The sequence below is a fragment of the Bradyrhizobium sp. B025 genome (assembly GCF_042257955.1).
Lineage (GTDB): Bacteria > Pseudomonadota > Alphaproteobacteria > Rhizobiales > Xanthobacteraceae > Bradyrhizobium > Bradyrhizobium diazoefficiens.
On the sequence record NZ_CP170150.1, the window covers coordinates 4,896,364 to 4,912,338 of the forward strand.

The 15,975-nt window shown below is 62.3% G+C and carries 12 protein-coding genes and 1 tRNA gene; 1 reads left to right on the top strand and 12 read right to left on the bottom strand.

What is annotated here, in order from left to right:
* Positions 1-5 precede the first annotated feature (5 nt).
* The 4 genes from ACE10W_RS22715 to ACE10W_RS22730 form a co-directional block, all read right to left on the bottom strand.
* Positions 6-1,688, bottom strand: coding sequence for an arylsulfatase (locus tag ACE10W_RS22715; protein ID WP_161537054.1), 1,683 nt, complete (start codon positions 1,686-1,688; stop codon positions 6-8).
* 29 nt (positions 1,689-1,717) lie between these two features.
* Positions 1,718-2,710: a formylglycine-generating enzyme family protein gene (locus ACE10W_RS22720; RefSeq protein ID WP_375761990.1), complete on the bottom strand. Its 993-nt coding sequence runs from the start codon at positions 2,708-2,710 to the stop codon at positions 1,718-1,720.
* A gap of 306 nt (positions 2,711-3,016) precedes the next feature.
* Positions 3,017-4,624 (bottom strand): porin, encoded by a 1,608-nt coding sequence (locus ACE10W_RS22725; RefSeq protein WP_271554713.1) that lies wholly within the window; start codon positions 4,622-4,624, stop codon positions 3,017-3,019.
* 852 nt (positions 4,625-5,476) lie between these two features.
* Positions 5,477-8,092: a tetratricopeptide repeat protein gene (locus tag ACE10W_RS22730; protein ID WP_375761991.1), complete on the bottom strand. Its 2,616-nt coding sequence runs from the start codon at positions 8,090-8,092 to the stop codon at positions 5,477-5,479.
* Between the two features lie 496 nt (positions 8,093-8,588).
* Here ACE10W_RS22730 and ACE10W_RS22735 point away from each other — a divergent pair.
* A tRNA-Ser gene (locus ACE10W_RS22735) sits at positions 8,589-8,681 on the top strand.
* Between the two features lie 133 nt (positions 8,682-8,814).
* Here the strand turns inward: ACE10W_RS22735 and ACE10W_RS22740 are convergent.
* From ACE10W_RS22740 to ACE10W_RS22775, 8 genes are all read right to left on the bottom strand, one after another.
* A complete protein-coding gene (locus ACE10W_RS22740) occupies positions 8,815-9,024 on the bottom strand; it encodes a hypothetical protein (protein WP_375761992.1) in 210 nt (69 codons plus the stop codon).
* Between the two features lie 197 nt (positions 9,025-9,221).
* Positions 9,222-9,488, bottom strand: a complete 267-nt coding sequence (locus ACE10W_RS22745; RefSeq protein ID WP_028171599.1) for a hypothetical protein — start codon at positions 9,486-9,488, stop codon at positions 9,222-9,224.
* Positions 9,489-11,050: 1,562 nt separating this feature from the next.
* Entirely contained in the window at positions 11,051-12,529 is a 1,479-nt protein-coding gene (gatB, locus tag ACE10W_RS22750) for an Asp-tRNA(Asn)/Glu-tRNA(Gln) amidotransferase subunit GatB (protein ID WP_271554717.1), read from the bottom strand.
* A complete protein-coding gene (locus tag ACE10W_RS22755; RefSeq protein WP_011087848.1) occupies positions 12,526-12,828 on the bottom strand; it encodes a hypothetical protein in 303 nt (100 codons plus the stop codon). Before ACE10W_RS22755 ends, gatB begins: the two co-directional genes overlap by 4 nt.
* On the bottom strand, positions 12,819-14,294 hold the full coding sequence (gene gatA, locus ACE10W_RS22760) for an Asp-tRNA(Asn)/Glu-tRNA(Gln) amidotransferase subunit GatA (protein ID WP_375761993.1): 1,476 nt from the start codon (positions 14,292-14,294) through the stop codon (positions 12,819-12,821). Before gatA ends, ACE10W_RS22755 begins: the two co-directional genes overlap by 10 nt.
* Entirely contained in the window at positions 14,291-14,503 is a 213-nt protein-coding gene (locus ACE10W_RS22765; RefSeq protein ID WP_027547180.1) for a hypothetical protein, read from the bottom strand. Before ACE10W_RS22765 ends, gatA begins: the two co-directional genes overlap by 4 nt.
* 18 nt (positions 14,504-14,521) lie before the next feature.
* Complete coding sequence (gene gatC, locus ACE10W_RS22770; protein ID WP_011087850.1) at positions 14,522-14,809, bottom strand: Asp-tRNA(Asn)/Glu-tRNA(Gln) amidotransferase subunit GatC; 288 nt, start codon at positions 14,807-14,809, stop codon at positions 14,522-14,524.
* A 77-nt stretch (positions 14,810-14,886) separates the two neighbouring features.
* Positions 14,887-15,963, bottom strand: a complete 1,077-nt coding sequence (locus tag ACE10W_RS22775) for an NAD(P)H-dependent flavin oxidoreductase (protein WP_375761994.1) — start codon at positions 15,961-15,963, stop codon at positions 14,887-14,889.
* Positions 15,964-15,975 lie beyond the last annotated feature (12 nt).

Below are 15,975 nucleotides of genomic sequence, written 5' to 3' on the forward strand. Positions count from 1 at the left end.
CTGCGCTACTTGGCGATTGCCGCTCGCGCCGCTTCGATCTTGGCCTTCACAGCGTCTAGATTGAAGCTTGCACCCCTCTGCATCGGCGGAAACTCGATCGCCGTCATCGCCAGCTTTTCCACCTGCTGCTGAACAAACACGAAGCGCCAGAATTCGTATTTGAACCAGTCGAAGTATTGTTGCGCCCCGTATTTGGTCCCGCTATCGGGCCAGCCCGTGCGCTCGAAAGGATCGAGGCGAAGGTTGGTCAAATAGGGCACGTCAACCTTGCTTTTATCACCCAGCCAGCCTCCGGGCTGGTCGATAAAACGATATTTGTAGTCGTCGATGCGCACGGCCCCCAGCTCGCTTTCGCCGAAATAAAAGATTTCGTGCCGATTTGACGGCCCCTTGCCAGTGATCATGTCCAGCTGGTTGTAGCCGTCCAGATGGCACTTGTAGGTGCGGTCACCGATCTGCTTACCCTTTTTGAGCTCGTCGACGATGTTGGGGTTGCCGGCGGCGGCCAGGAAGGTCGGGAACCAGTCCAGTCCGGACATGATGCCGTTCTCGACCTTGCCGGCCGGCACCTTGCCCGGCCAGCGGACCATCGCCGGCGCGCGGAAGCCGCCCTCCATGATCGTGCCTTTGCTCTGCGCGAATGGCGTCTGTCCGCCATCGGGCCAGGTGAAGACCTCGGTGCCGTTGTCGGTCGTGAATACCACGATGGTGTTGTCATCGACGCCCATATCCTTCAGCTTCTGCATCACGATGCCAATGTCGTCGTCGAGCTGCGCCATGCCGGCTTCATGGATGGACCAACCATTCTTGGAGTTGCGCATCGCCTGGTACTTCGGCGACAGGTGCGTAACGATGTGCATGCGGGTCGGATTGAGCCACAGGAAGAATGGCTTGTTGTCGGCCCTGGCCCTGTCGATGAAATTGAGCGCGAAGTCGCGGATTTCATCGTCCACGGTTTCCATCCGCTTGGGATAGAGCGTTCCGGCGTCCTCGATCCTCTGCTTGCCGACCTTGCCCCAGCGCGGATCCACGGTGGCGTCGTCCACGTTGGTCGCCCACGAGTGAACCATGTTGCGCGGACCGACTGTGTTCAACAGCTCCTGCGGATAAGCGGGGTGGGCCGGATCTTCCATCGCGTCGAGGTGATACAGGTAGCCGAAGAACTCGTCGAAGCCATGCACCGTCGGCAGAAACTCGTTTTTGTCGCCAAGGTGGTTCTTGCCGAACTGGCCGGTGGCGTAGCCCATACCTTTCAGCGCCGCGGCAATGGTCACGGCCTCCGCCGGCAAGCCGGTGGGAGCGCCGGCCTGGCCGACTGTGGTCATGCCGGTGCGGATCGGCAGCTCGCCGGTGATGAAGTTGGCGCGACCCGCCGTGCAACTCGCCTCGGCGTAGTAATCGGTGAACAGCATGCCTTCGGCGGCGATCTTGTCGAGGTTTGGCGTCCGCCCGGCCATCATCCCGCGGTGGTAGGCCCCGATATTCCAGATGCCGATATCGTCACCCATGATGACGACGATGTTCGGCCGTTGCCCGGGCGTAGCGGGCGCCGGCGCCGTAGCTGGTTGCTGCGCTTGCGCAGGGCTCGTCAATCCGACGGCCGAGAGCGCCGAAGCGGCGACGAGAGAACTACCACTCAACAAGAGATCGCGGCGTTTCAATCCTCCGCCGATTGGTCCCGTGCTCATCTCAGGCTTTTCCGGAATCCGATCGTTACTCATGACGTGATCCTCTTCCTGGCGATGCACCTGAAGCCGACATGGCTTGCTGAGGTGTCGATCGGCTCGGCATGACGCGCGGCCGGACGATAGCGGCGGCAGTAGCTGGGAGCGCAAAGATGCGAGCCGCCTTTAAGTACCTTGCGTGGAATCCTGAGGTTCGGCTGACAAGAATCGTAGCTCGCGCCCTCGGGCCCGCCGCGAGGATTTTGCGGGATGCAGCAGACTTTCAGGGCGTCGGCTTCGTGCTTCTGCGAATACCAATCGGCCGTCCATTTCCAGACATTACCGATCATGTCGTGCAGGCCGTAACCGTTGGCCAGGAATGCGGTGACGGGCGAAGTGCGTTCGAAGCCATCAGCCGCAAGATTCTGGTGCGGGAAATTGCCCTGCCAGGTGTTTGCCATATGCCTTCCGCGGGGGAATAGCTCGTCACCCCAGGCGAATTCCGCGCCGTCCAGTCCGCCGCGTGCGGCGAATTCCCATTCGGCCTCGGTCGGCAATTCCTTGCCGGCCCATTTGGCATAGGCTTCGACGTCGCGGTAGGCGACGTGGACGACCGGGTGGTCGTCGAGCCCGCTGATGTTGCTGCGCGGACCATAGGGACGGCGCCAGTTGGCGCCGAACTTGAACGTCCACCATTGCCCCCAGTTGTGCAAGTCTACAGCTCGCTTAGGCGGCATGAAGACCAGTGACCCGGCCTTGAGCATGTGCGGCAGAGCGCCCGGATAGTCCTTCGCATCAGGTGTAATTTCGGCGAAAGTGACGTAGCCGGTCGCGTTCACGAATTTGCGGAATTGGCGGTTGGTGACCGGCGTGCGATCCATCCAGAATCCGTCAACGGTAACGAGATGGGCCGGCGCTTCCTCCGGATAATGCCGATCCGAGCCCATGCGAAACGTGCCGCCCGGCACATAAAGCATCCCCTCACCTGCTGGATCTTCGAACGATTGTCCGGAGCCAGACAACGATTTCGTATCAGCCAGATACATGACGACCCCCGGGGGCCATCGCATCAGCGGCCTGGTGGCACTCCTCCGGGTTGATCCAGATCAAAGGCCCGTTTCAGGGCCATAAGCAGACAGCGCAGGGAGTCGCTGCCGAGAGCATCGGTGGCAAGCGCCGGACATGCGCCGTCGTCCGGCTTGAGCAGCGGCCGCGACCTGAGGCGTGCACGCGACCGGTCACGGAAGCGACGCGCCGGCTCGGCCGACATTGCTGGGGCGCAAAGCCATGCACCAAAAGAAAAGCCCCGGCGGTTTCCCGCCGGGGCTCTCTGTCAGGTCGTTAGACCGAACTTACCAGTTGCGCTGAGCGCGGAGGAGCATAACGAGCGAGTTCTGATCCTTCAGCTCGTAGGCCGCGACCGGCTTGGCGGGAACGGGGACCAGAGCGGCCGGGGTCACCGTACCAGCATACTTCTGGTCGAGATGGGTCCAGGCAAGGTCAGCCGAGAACGTCAGGTTCTTGACCGGGGTCCAGCGGGTGATGATGCCCACCTGGCCGATCGCGAAGTCCGGGTTACAGGCAGTCACGCCGGCGAACCCAGCACCGATCACGCCACCACCAGCACCACCAGCGCCGCAAAGCGTGGTCTTGGCCAAGGTGCCGAACTGCGCCTGAGCGTAAGCACCGTAGATCGCCGTGTTCCAGTACGGATCCCAGTTATGGGTGTAAGCACCGCGGAAGCCCCAGGTCTTGACGGTTTCCTGCGAGCTACCCGTGATGAACACGGTGTCCGGAGCCGTGGCGTAGCCGAGGCTCTGGTAGGCGGTGCCCGAACTGCCGAACATCACGTAGGTGCTGCCCGCGAGGTTCTGGAAGTTGTAGCGGGTCGCGCCGTCGGTGTAGACGCCCGAGATGTTGATCACGTCACCCGCACCAGTCGGGATGTTCTTGATCGACAGAGCGAGCTGAACCGCCCAACCCCACTTGTCGTCGGGGTGGCCAGTCGGCTCGGTGGCGCCGTAGTAAGCGACGTGGTTGTCCTTGGCCGCAACCGATGCCTGGAACAGGCCCCAGGCCTGGTCGACACGCACCATAGCGACGAGGTTCGGCGAACGCGAACCGCCGATGGCGTTGGAGCCGTAGGAGGCACCGAGCACGCTGGACGCGGTCGCGCCGGTCATGTTGAGATTGCCGGCCTGCATGTACGAGGTCGGATCTTCCGCCGAGAACGCCGCCGTGATGCCCTGCCCGAAGTCAGCGGTGTACGAGAACTGGTTGATACCAGTGACCGTGCCGCTGCCGCCGACGAGACCGTCGAAGTTGTTGCCGGGATAGTTGGTCCAGGGCGCGTCGAACTGCGACACGGCCTTACCCATGGTGAAGCCGGCGAACTGGATGAAGGCGTAGTACACGCCGAGCGAACCGGCCGAGGTGTTGCCGTCGGTGCCGTTCACCGAGCCACCGCCCGAGCCAAAGAGCGACGTGGTGGTCGCGCCAGGGGTCGTGGCAGTCGCCAGCGCGCCGCTGTAGGCGGTGGTGCCGGTCGCGCTGCCGGTGCCGACGTAGTTGCCGGTCGTCCAGGAGAACACGCCATCGAAGAAGGTGCGGACCACGCCGTATTCGGTCGCGGTGCGCGTGTCGATGTTGAGGTCTTCACGAGCGCGAGCGGTGTAGTAGTTCGTCAGACGGTTGCGTGCACCGTTGGCGCCCTGGGTCGAGACGTTCTGATTCAGGGTGAAGTCCGAGTTGGTGCCCAGCGCGACTTCAGCGCGCAGGTAACCACCCAGCTTGATGCAGGTGTCAGTGCCCGGGATGTAGTAGAATCCGGCACCGTACAGGGAGCAGATCTTCACGTATTCGACCGCTTTGGCCTTCACGGGGAGATCGGCTGCCTGTGCTCCGCCAACGGCGATCAGACCCGCCGCTGAACCGAGCAAAAGGCTCTTAACCAACTTCATGTTAAACCTCCAAGTTTGCTCTATAGGGAAGGTTCCGGATCCGCTGGGTGAAGACACCCTAAGGTTGGTTCCCTTGTCCCTTAACTCACCGCTTAGTCGCTTCGCGCCTTCGGACACACCCGCTGAACGCGAGGGACTTAAGCGAACCACCTAAAACGGGACGACCTCGGGATGCCCCCCTCCGTCGCTCAGTCACAATTACCGAACGTCCTTGCACACACAACAACAGAACGCTCCGAAACGGGCCAATGGAGCGCGTTTTCCGATGGGTGTTGCACAAATAACACGCAGATGTGATCAGAACGGCCTCGCAACATATTGTTTTTACTGTGGTTTTTAGGACGGTTCCGACTGCCATCGAAATTCCTCACCTGGGGCGCCGCGGGGACGGGCGTCGCGAAGCTGCGGTCTGGCGCCATCGAATCGTAGAATCGGCGAGCGACTTGGCAGGATCCGCCGCCCCTTCAAGAATCGACTGATCTGGAAAGAGCGCGACCACGGCAACATCGGCGCCGGGATGTCACGCGGCAGGCCGAAACGGTCGCCCCCGGCCGGCGGCGACGGAGTCTCGCCAGCCCCTCTTCTTCCTCAGCCGGGGTCCGGGTTCTTCATTCCGGGCGGGCGGCGGGAACCCGCGAGGAAACCCAGTTTAACCGGCGCGCCTCCGCCGCACGGCAGGCGTGACGACAGGTCGCCGGTCAAAGATGAACGAAGCTACGCGATCATCGGTCAGGCCAACGAAAGACAGGAATATCGGCATTCGGGATAAGGCGACTGGAGACGGCATGGCCGGAGTTAAGCGCGGCCTGGTGGTCTGCACGAGCAACAGCAGACGCGCATAGGCAGCCTTCCTCATCCGAGCGGTCGAATGTCGATGTGATCCGGCGGAAGTCCCGCCTGATGCCGTTGATGCATGGCCTCGTAGGCCGCTTCCAGGTGCCTGGTATAGCGCGCCGCATCGAACAACGATGTCGTCAAACGGTTCTCTCGCAGCCTCTCGCGAATCCCCTGGAGCTTTTGCCTGTTCAGCGCCAGCTCGATTGCGAGCGCTTCATATTCGTCGCGTGTTCGCGCGACCAATTCGGGCAAGCCGACTGCGTTGAGCAAGCTCGCCGCGACGCGGCCTGCGAAACTGTTACCAATTTGCGTCACGACCGGCAGGCCGGCCCACAGCGCATCGCTCGCCGTCGTATGTGCGTTGTAGGGCAGCGTATCCAGGAAGAGGTCGGCAAGGCGATGCCGCGCCAGGTGCTCGGAGGATGATGAAAGGCGCCTTGCGAACACCAGGCGATCCGGATCGACGCCCCGGTCCTTGGCTGCTTTTCGCAGGTTCGATTTTGCGGCCTCTCCCATGTCGGACAACCACAACACCGAATGATCCACCTTCCCCAGAATATTCACCCAGCTATCGAAGACGGACCGATTGATCTTGTAGGCAGGGTTGAAACAACAAAATACAATCCATTCCTGCCGTAACCCGTGATCAGCCCTCTCGAGCCTTATGTCATCGATTGCCTCCCCCTTGTTGTCGCGGGGCATGAAACTGCCGGGCAGACGAACCACTTTCTCTGCAAAGAACTGGTTGTTTGACTCCGGCAAGACGACGTAATCGGCAATGATGTAATTCGACAGCTCCTTGCTGCCCACCGTCCCCGCGAACCCGAGGAAATTGACGGCTATCGGAGCGGGACCGGAAACGAATAGCGACAGCCTGGCATTCTGTGTGTGCCCCGCAAGATCGACGAGAATGTCTATCTCTGCCTCCTTGATCGCCTCCAGGACTTCACCGTCACTCTTATCCTGGCAATCGATGAAGCGGTGGAAGGCCCCTTCCAGTCGTCTGCGCAGGTCGCTGCCGTCGTTCGGACCGATCGAAAAGGCGTAGGTCTCAAATCGGCTGGTATCGTGGTTCTCGAACATCGCGGCGGTCAGGTACCCGACCGGATGCTGACGAAGATCGGGTGAAACATATCCGATCCGAATCTTGTCGTGCTTGTGGATCCCACCCCTTGAACCCGGTTTGGACAATTGCGGGAGCTTCGCGCTCACCCACGCCCTGGCGCATCGCAGATGATCGTCGGGAGTGTCAGTCAACGACAGCAACGCAAAAGGAGAGCTATTGGCCTTCCCGGCCCGTATCGCCCCCGTCAAATGACCGATCTCTCCCTCCAGATTGTCCCAATTGCACAAGTTCATCTTTGCAAAAAGGCGCAGCCCCTCGATGCCTTCCAGGTCCGGCTCGATCGACACCGCCTTGTCATAAGCAGCAAAAGCTACCTCATAGCGCTTGAGCTCGGTGAAGACATTGCCCCGACCGATCCACGCCCCCTCCAGGTCAGGCTTGATCGAGAGCGCCCGGTCATAGGCGGCGAGAGCCTCCTCATAGCGCTTGAGGCCCCACGCGACATTGCCTCGACCAAGCCATGCCTCCGCGAGGTCAGGCTTGATCGAGAGCGCGCGGTCGAATGCGGCGAGCGCATCGTCATGGTGCTTGAGCTCGTTGAGAACATTGCCCTGGCCAAGCCATGCTTCCGCCAGATCAGGCCGGACCGATAGCGCCCTGTTAAACGCGGCGGACGCTTCGTCATAGCGCTTCAGGTCAAACGACACATTGCCCCGACCAAGCCACGCATTCTCCAGATCGGACTTGATCGACAGCGCCTTGTCATAGGCAGTCGACGCCTCCTCATACCGCTTCAGGATCCAGAAGACATGGCCACGGGCAACCCACGCACCCTCGAGATCGGGCTTGATCGACAGTGCCTTGTCGTACGCAGCAAGCGCTTCGTCGTAGCGCTTGAGACTGTTGAAGACATCCCCTCGGCCGATCCACGCATTCGCAAAATCGGGCTTGAGCGACAGCGCCTTGTCGTAAGTGGCAAACGCTTCGTCGTAGCGCTTGAGATTCCTCAAGGCATTCCCTCGACCAAGCCACGCATGCTCGAGATCGGGCTTGACCGACAACGCCTTGTCGTAGGCAACGAGGGCGTCCTCATAGCGCTTGAGCTTTTCGAGGCAATTGCCCTTGCTTGAATATGCATCGGCAAAGTTCGGATTGTAGAACGCCGCCTTGTCGAACTGCTCGATCGCCTCCGAATAGTTCCTCGAGAATTCGGCGAGTATCGTACCTCTGTTGTGGTACGAGAGAGGATTGTGCGGATTCACCGCCAGGGCGCGGGTGAAATAGACCAGCGCTTCCTGGGGGCGATTCAGGCTCTTGAGCGCGTAGCCGTAATTGCTGAGCGCTTCATCACTGTTTCCATTCAGGCCGACCGCTGCTTTGAGATGGATCTCAGCGTCGGCAAATCGGCCCTGGACCAGCTTGATCACGCCAAGGAAGTGCTCGACGTCGAAGATTTTCGGGGAGGATCTCCTGATCTGCTCGAGTATCTTCTCCGCTTTCGCCAGGTCCCTGGCCTGAAAGGCATCGACAGCACGCCGAAATTTGGCCTGCAACTCATTCGCCAAGCCCATTCCTCCCTCGATTCAACTCGTTGACCATAGCAACCGGTCCCGCGAAGGCCCATCCGGCTCTGCCGCTGGGCGCCTGTTCCGCCGAGAGCATCGTTAGCAGAATCGGCGGACCGTCCGAGCGAATACGATCAGGGAGCAGCTCGTTCCACGTGCGGCAGCAGGCACTCAGCACAAAACAAAGTAAAATCAATGCATTGCCGACATGCTGGGAAGGCCAAGGGATTCGAACCCGTCGATAGGCTCCCTCTCACAAAATGTACTGATTTTGCAGTAAATCCAGCCACTTACGCCAGAAAGAATGCCCCCATACGCAAGAACATCCTTGCTGCATACGCCGGACATTCCAGCCTCCCGCGTCCGTTCTCGCGCGTAACGGTTCGCACCCCGGAAGCAAACCGGCTCCATTCCGAAAATCGCTGGGAATATTCGAGCGCAAACACGCGCTTACAAATTGACCGGCCCAAGTAATTAGAGGCATAAGGCTCGCACCGGAGAGGTGGCCGAGTGGCTGAAGGCAACGCTTTGCTAAAGCGTCATACGGTCTCAAGCTGTATCGAGGGTTCGAATCCCTCCCTCTCCGCCACCCAGCAGCAGAATCAAGGCCTGCCGTTCTCTCACCTGAAAGCGATCGCCGCGCCGGAGAGAGCTTGGTGCGGGGATCCGCGCGGCTGAGCTCAGCCCGATTCTCGCTCTCCCTATATTATGTGTGTCCGCACCTAGCGGCCGGACCGCCAGATTCGCCAATGCGAGGGCGAAATCAGCACCGGCTCCTCGGCCCAGACGTTGAACCAGACGCCGGACCTGCGCCGGCATGGAAAGGTCCAGGGCACGATGCCCGTCTTGTGCGGCCGTCCGAGTTCCAGATCGCAATCGTCGGGCGCGATCTGAATCGGCAGCCATTGTCCATTCGTGTCGGCAGCGCTCATGCCGCGCGGGTCTAGGCGGCGTCACGACGAAGGAACTTGATTCAGCGCAACCAAGCGCGCCCGTGGAAACACGGGGCCGGCTGCGATCCGCCGCTCAAAGCGTTTTTCAAGCGAGGCGGATACCGGTTCGCGTCGGGAAAACATCTCAGAACAAGACACCAGAGCCCTGTTCCGATGCCATCGGAACAGAAATGGCTCTAGTGGGTGGAAACCCACGCCCTCGCGTCGCGCTGTGCGGCCGAGATCTCGGCGTCCGACATCTGTCCGGCAACTTCCTGGCGCAGCGCCACGGCGTCCTTGCGGCCCTTCAGGGCGGCGAGGTTGAACCATTTGTGCGCGGCGACGAGATCGACGAGGCCGGCGCGGCCGCTCGCCCAATAGATCCCGCGCTCGAACAGCACGTCCGACAGCGCGCTCGCGTCGATCGGCGTTGCGGTCTCCAGATCGAAAGTACCCTGAAACATAACGCATCCCCTGTTTTCTTATGCCGCCTCGTTCCCCCGAGCGCGGCTCCCGTCCAACTCTGATTTGCGTGATCCCTTCTGGGATCATGCGCTGCTCAACTCTTCCCCAAGTCTTCTTGCCCAGGCCGTTTGCCGGCTTGTTGGAAGCGATGATGGCGGGCAAATTTGAATGGCAGTTTAAGTATCGCGATGAAGCAGACGTAAACGCGCCTTGACCGCGGCCGCGCGCAGAATGCCAAAAGTCCCCATTTGACGGGCACTTCTGCGATTTGTCAGATTCGGTTTACCCTGCGATTTTCGGACAACGATAACCATCGCGCGCGGTGGCGGGGCGCTGTGGCGTACACTCCGCCACTTCCTGTCGTCACCCATGACCCGGCTACGCCAAGGCACTGCCGGGGCTTGCGGTCCTGGAACGCCGAAGCTTCAGCGAAGGCGGCAGGCGGGCGCCCCATCCATCGAGAAGCCGCGACGCACCGGGTCGCCGCCGGGCGATGGCACTGCAAATAGGGAAAACGGCGCACGGACGTCGCGCAACGACAAAGCCGCAGCCCTCGCCTGCCCCGAGGCAGCGCTCAGCGGCGGCGCGGTCACGCCACGACCAGATCAGCAATGTATGGAAAGGGAATGCCGGCAATACCCCGGCCTCAGAGAACGAGGGCGTCGGCGAACACGTCAGGACCAGATTTCACGTTGACCCGAAGGCCGCTTGTGAAATTGCAGAACCGGAGAACCGGCACCGCACCGAACGAAGAAAACTCGTTTCTTCTGCCGGACCGCGAAAAGAGCGATCCGACCGTTGACCTGATGTCTCGCCGACACCCTCTATCGTCGACCAGAACCTCTGGGAGGCGCTGATGACGTGCCGGCTCTCTAGGAGCCGGCAACTTCAGAAGTCGAAGTTACTTCTTCTTCTTCGCGACCTTGCGGGTCTTCTTCGCAGTCTTCTTCACTGCGCTCTTCGCCTTCTTCGCCTTCTTCGCTTTCTTGGCCATGTTGCCCTCCGATGTGTGAGATGGCTTTAATCGCTGCATGCAGTCGGGGATCGAATGCACACTCATCCCGAATACACCAACACGACGAAAAAAACAGCTTCTCGCTTAAAGAAGTGTTGACGCAGCAAGGCGCGTGCGCTTGGCGAGCGCGATGCAAGCACACTGCATGACGTGTTCGTCCGATCGCGGAGAGTGGGCGCATCATCGATGTTTGCGAGAGTAATGATTGCAAGAAAACACTATGCAGAAAGTATTTTCCTGCACTCACGCATTGCGCGTGATCGACGCGATGACGCGCGTCGCGACGCGCAGGATCGCCCCGCGAAGGCGTTTCGCGGACTCTGAGTCGCAGTTTTTGGCAACGAAAATATTTTCATGCTTAACGGCGCGAGCGCTCGTCGGAGCGCGTGCAAGCCGCCGTTTTGCGCGAATCGCGTGACGGCGATTCGGTCGCCGCATCGCAGTCGTCGGGATGAAGATTGCCGCCGAAGACGCGCGCGAGCGTCGCATCGCGAACCCATAGCGAGGTGACGAAGCATGTCCGTCACCTCGTCCGAACGCGTGAGGCTAGATGCCGAGCTTGGACTTGAGCAGCTCGTTGACGCTTTGCGGGTTGGCCTTGCCGCCGGACGCCTTCATCACCTGGCCGACGAACCAGCCGAGCGACTGCGGCTTGTCCTTGACCTGCGCGGCCTTGTCGGGATTGGCCGCGATGATGTCGTCGACCACCTTCTCGATCGCCGAGAGGTCGGTGACCTGCTTCATGCCGCGGCTTTCGACCAGTGCGCGGGGATCGCCGCCCTCCTGCCAGACGATCTCGAACAGATCCTTGGCGATCTTGCCGGAGATCGTGCCCTCGCCGATCAGATCGATGATCGCAGCCAGCTGCTCGGCGGTGACGGGAGAGCCCGTAATATCCCGGCCTTCCTTGTTGAGACGACCGAACAGCTCGTTGATCACCCAGTTCGCCGCCATCTTGCCGTCGCGCGCGCGGTTGCCGAGCTTGTCGAGCACGGTCTCGTAGAACACCGCGCTCTCGCGCTCGGCGACCAGCACGCTCGCGTCGTAAGCTGACAGGCCGAAATCGGCGACGAAGCGCGTCTTCTTCTGGTCCGGCAGCTCGGGCAGCTTCGCCTTCAGCTCGTCGACGAACTCCTGGCTGAACTCCAGCGGCAGCAGGTCGGGATCGGGGAAGTAGCGGTAGTCGTGCGCCTCTTCCTTCGACCGCATCGACCGCGTCTCGCCCTTGTCGGGGTCGAACCGGCGCGTCTCCTGCTCGATCTGCCCACCGTCCTCGAGGATATCGATCTGACGCCGCGCTTCATACTCGATCGCCTGGCCGATGAAGTTGATCGAGTTCATGTTCTTGATTTCGCAGCGGGTGCCGAGCGGCCCGCCGGGCTTGCGCACGGAGACGTTGACGTCGGCGCGCAGATTTCCCTTCTCCATGTCCCCGTCACAGGTGCCGAGGTAGCGCATGATCGAGCGCAGCTTGGTGACATAGGCCTTGGCCTGCTCGGCGTCGCGGATGTCCGGTTTTGAGACAATCTCCATCAGCGCCACGCCACAGCGGTTGAAGTCGATGAGGGACAGCGACGGCGACTGGTCGTGCAGCATTTTGCCTGGATCCTGCTCGATATGCAGGCGCTCGATGCCGACGGTGACACTGCGACCGCCGTCGAGCTCGACCAGCACCTCACCTTCGCCCACGACGGGCGATTTGTACTGGCTGATCTGGTAGCCCTGCGGCAGGTCCGGATAGAAATAGTTTTTGCGATCGAACACCGAACGCAGATTGATCTTTGCGTTGAGACCAAGCCCGGTCCGGACAGCCTGCCTGACGCATTCCTCGTTGATGACGGGCAGCATGCCCGGCATCGCAACATCGACCAGCGACACGTGGCTGTTCGGCTCGCCGCCGAACGCGGTGGACGCGCCCGAGAACAGCTTTGAGTTCGACGTCACCTGGGCGTGGATCTCCATGCCGATGACCATCTCCCAATCGCCGGTGGCGCCTTTGAGAAGCTTGTGCGTGGCCGTGCTCATGTCTTGCTCCCGAGCAGCGTGACAGCGATCCGCTGCCACTCCGCTTCCAATGAATCCTTTGCCGCGACCTGTCCGGCCTGGCGATACCAGTAGCCGGCATTGCCGAGATCGCCTTCGACGCGGTGCAGATAGGCGTGCACCCAGGCCGCCTCGCGGCTGCTCTCATCCTGAACGATCTTGTGCGCCCGGTCCCAGTCGCCCTTGGCGGCCCACCAGAGACCTGTGAGCGGCGCGTTCAGGTCCGGCGCCGGCGCCGCGCCGTCGAGGCTCGCGATGAACGCTGCGACATTCACCACCACCTCGCGGGCGTGAAGCGGCCGGCGGCCTGCTCGATCACTTCGCCGAGCGAGAACAGCGTCTCCTCGTCGAAGGGACGGCCGATCAGTTGCAGGCCGAGCGGCAGGCCCTGTGCGTCCTTGCCGGCGGGCACGGCGATGCCGGGCAGCCCCGCCATGTTCACCGTCACCGTGAAGATGTCGTTGAGATACATCTCGACCGGGTCGGCGCCGCCCTTCTCGCCGATGCCGAAGGCCGCCGACGGCGTCGCAGGCGTCAGGATCGCGTTGACGCCCTTGGCGAAGCAATCCTCGAAATCCTTCTTGATCAGCGTGCGGACCTTCTGGGCGCGCAGATAATAGGCATCGTAATAGCCGGCCGAGAGCACATAGGTGCCGATCATGACGCGGCGGCGCACTTCCGCGCCAAAACCTTCGGCGCGGGTGTTCTCGTACAGCTCGATGATGTTCCTGCCCTGCTCGCGCAGGCCGTAGCGCACGCCGTCATAGCGCGCGAGGTTGGAGGACGCCTCCGCCGGCGCCACGATGTAATAGGCCGGCAGCGCGTACTTCGTGTGCGGCAGCGACACCTCGACGAGCTCGGCGCCGGCGGCCTTGAGCCACGCCGCGCCCTCGCTCCACAGCTTCTCGATCTCGGCCGGCATGCCGTCGAGACGGTACTCCTTGGGGATGCCGATCCTGATGCCCTTCACGGACTTGCCGATCGCGGCCTCATAGTCCGGCACGGGAATATCGACGGACGTCGTGTCCTTCGGATCGTGGCCGGCCATCGAGCGCAGCAGCATCGCGCTGTCGCGCACGCTGCGCGCGATCGGACCTGCCTGGTCGAGCGAAGATGCAAAGGCGACGATGCCCCAGCGCGAGCAGCGGCCATAGGTCGGCTTGATGCCGACGGTCGCGGTGAACGCCGCCGGCTGGCGGATCGAGCCGCCGGTGTCGGTCGCGGTCGCGCCCATGCACAGCAGCGCCGCCACGGCCGAGGCCGAGCCGCCGGACGAGCCGCCCGGCACCAGCGTGGTGTTGGAGCCTTCACGCCGCCAGGGATTGCCGACGGGACCGAAGCACGAGGTCTCGTTCGCCGAGCCCATCGCGAACTCGTCATTGTTGAGCTTGCCGAGCATCACCGCGCCGTCGCGCCAGAGCTGCGAGGTCACGGTGGACTCGTAGGTTGGCACGAAATTGCCGAGGATCTTCGAGCAGGCCGTGGTGCGCACGCCCTTGGTCGCGAACAGGTCCTTGATGCCGAGCGGGATGCCGGCGAGCGGGCCGGCATCGCCTTTGGCGATCTTGTCATCCGCCTCGCGCGCCATATCGCGCGCGCGGTCCGGCGTCTCCATCACGAAGGCATTGAGCACGCGCGCGGCTTCGATCGCGGACAGATGCGCGTCGGTCAGCTCGAGTGACGTGAAAGTCTTGGCCGCGAGACCCTTGCGGGCCTCGGCGAGCGTCAGCGATGTCAAATCGGTCATTTATTGATCGGGCTGCAGAAGAATGGAGACAGGGTCTTGTCGTTGGCCGGGTCGTCTTTCTTGGCGGCCGCTTTCGCAGCCGCCTCGATCTCGTCGAGCACGGCATTGACGGCGACATTGGGGTCGGCAGCCTTGCCCTGCCGCTCCATCTTGTCGAGATAGTTCATATAGGCCTGGTAGGCCTTCTCATCGTCGCAAAGCAGGCACATCGGACCACGTCCTAAAAATTACTCGACGACCTTCGGCACCAGGAAGAAGTGGCCTTCGGTCGCGGGCGCGTTGGCAACGATATCGTCCGCGATCTCGCCGTCATTGACCACGTCCTGCCGCTTCTTCATCTGCATCGGGGTGACCGAGGTCATGGCCTCCACGCCCTCGACATTGACCTCCGAGAGCTGCTCGACGAAGGCGAGCATGGCGTTGAGCTCGCCCTGCAGATGCGGAACCTCGCCCTCGGAAACCGCGATGCGCGCCAGATGCGCGATGCGGCGGACGGTAGCGGCGTCGACGGACATTATATAAGGCCTCTCACGGCAAAACCTATGTGCCGTATAGCAGAGGCCGGTTTTGCGCCGCAACCGGGGCTTCCCGCCTATCCAGCGAGCGCCTTCATGCGGGCCAGGGCCGATTTGGCCAGATCCCGGGTCAATTCGGCGGCAGGGAGCTCACGGCCGAGGGCGATGGCCTGGCCGGCCCAGAGATTGGTGAAATCCACCCTGCCCTGCTTTTCGGCGGCGGCCTTGAGCGGCCCCAGCGCGGTCGCCGCATGGGGAAACGGCGGTGCATCCGGCGAGATCGGCCCGGCCTCGCGCATCAGGCGGTTCTGCACCCCGCGCGCCGGCCGGCCGGTCATGACATTGGTGATGACGGTGGAATCGTCTCGCCCCTCGGCCAGCACAGCGCGGCCCGCCGCACTCACCTTGGATTCCGGGCAACGCAGATAGGCGCTGCCGATCTGCACGCCGGAGGCGCCGAGCGCGAAGGCGGCGGCGATGCCGCGCCCGTCGGCGATGCCACCCGCTGCGATGACCGGCACCTTCACGGCATCGGCGACCTGCGGCACCAGCGCGAAGGTGCCGGGCTGCTCGGCGATCTTGTCGGTCAGGAACATGCCGCGATGGCCGCCGGCCTCGGCGCCTTGCGCGATCACGGCGTCGGCGCCGTGCCGCTCGAGCCAGACGGCTTCCTTCACCGTCGTGGCGGACGAGATGACGAGGCAGCCGGCGGCCTTGACACGCTTGAGCAGCGCCTGCTCCGGCAGGCCGAAATGGAAGCTGACGACTTCCGGCTTCAGCTCCTCGACGACTTCGCAAAAGGCCGCATCGAACGGAGCCCGGTTCGCGGCATTGATGGGCGCCGCCGGATCGAGGCCATGCTCCCGGTAGTAACCGGCGAGCCGCTGCTTCCAGCGCACTTCGGCCTCAGCCGTGAGATCGATCGGCGTATGGCAGAAGAAGTTCATGTTCACGGGCGCCTTCACGCGCTGGCGAATGATGTTGACCTGCTCCCGCGCCTTCTCCGCCGACAGCATCGCGCAGGGCAGCGAGCCCAGCGCCCCGCCTTGCGCGGCGGCGATCACCAGCTCCGCATCCATCACACCGGCCATCGGCGCGAGCACGATCGGGAATTCGGTCTTGAAGAGGTCGATCAGTCGACGGTCAGGCCACATGGTTCTGTCTCT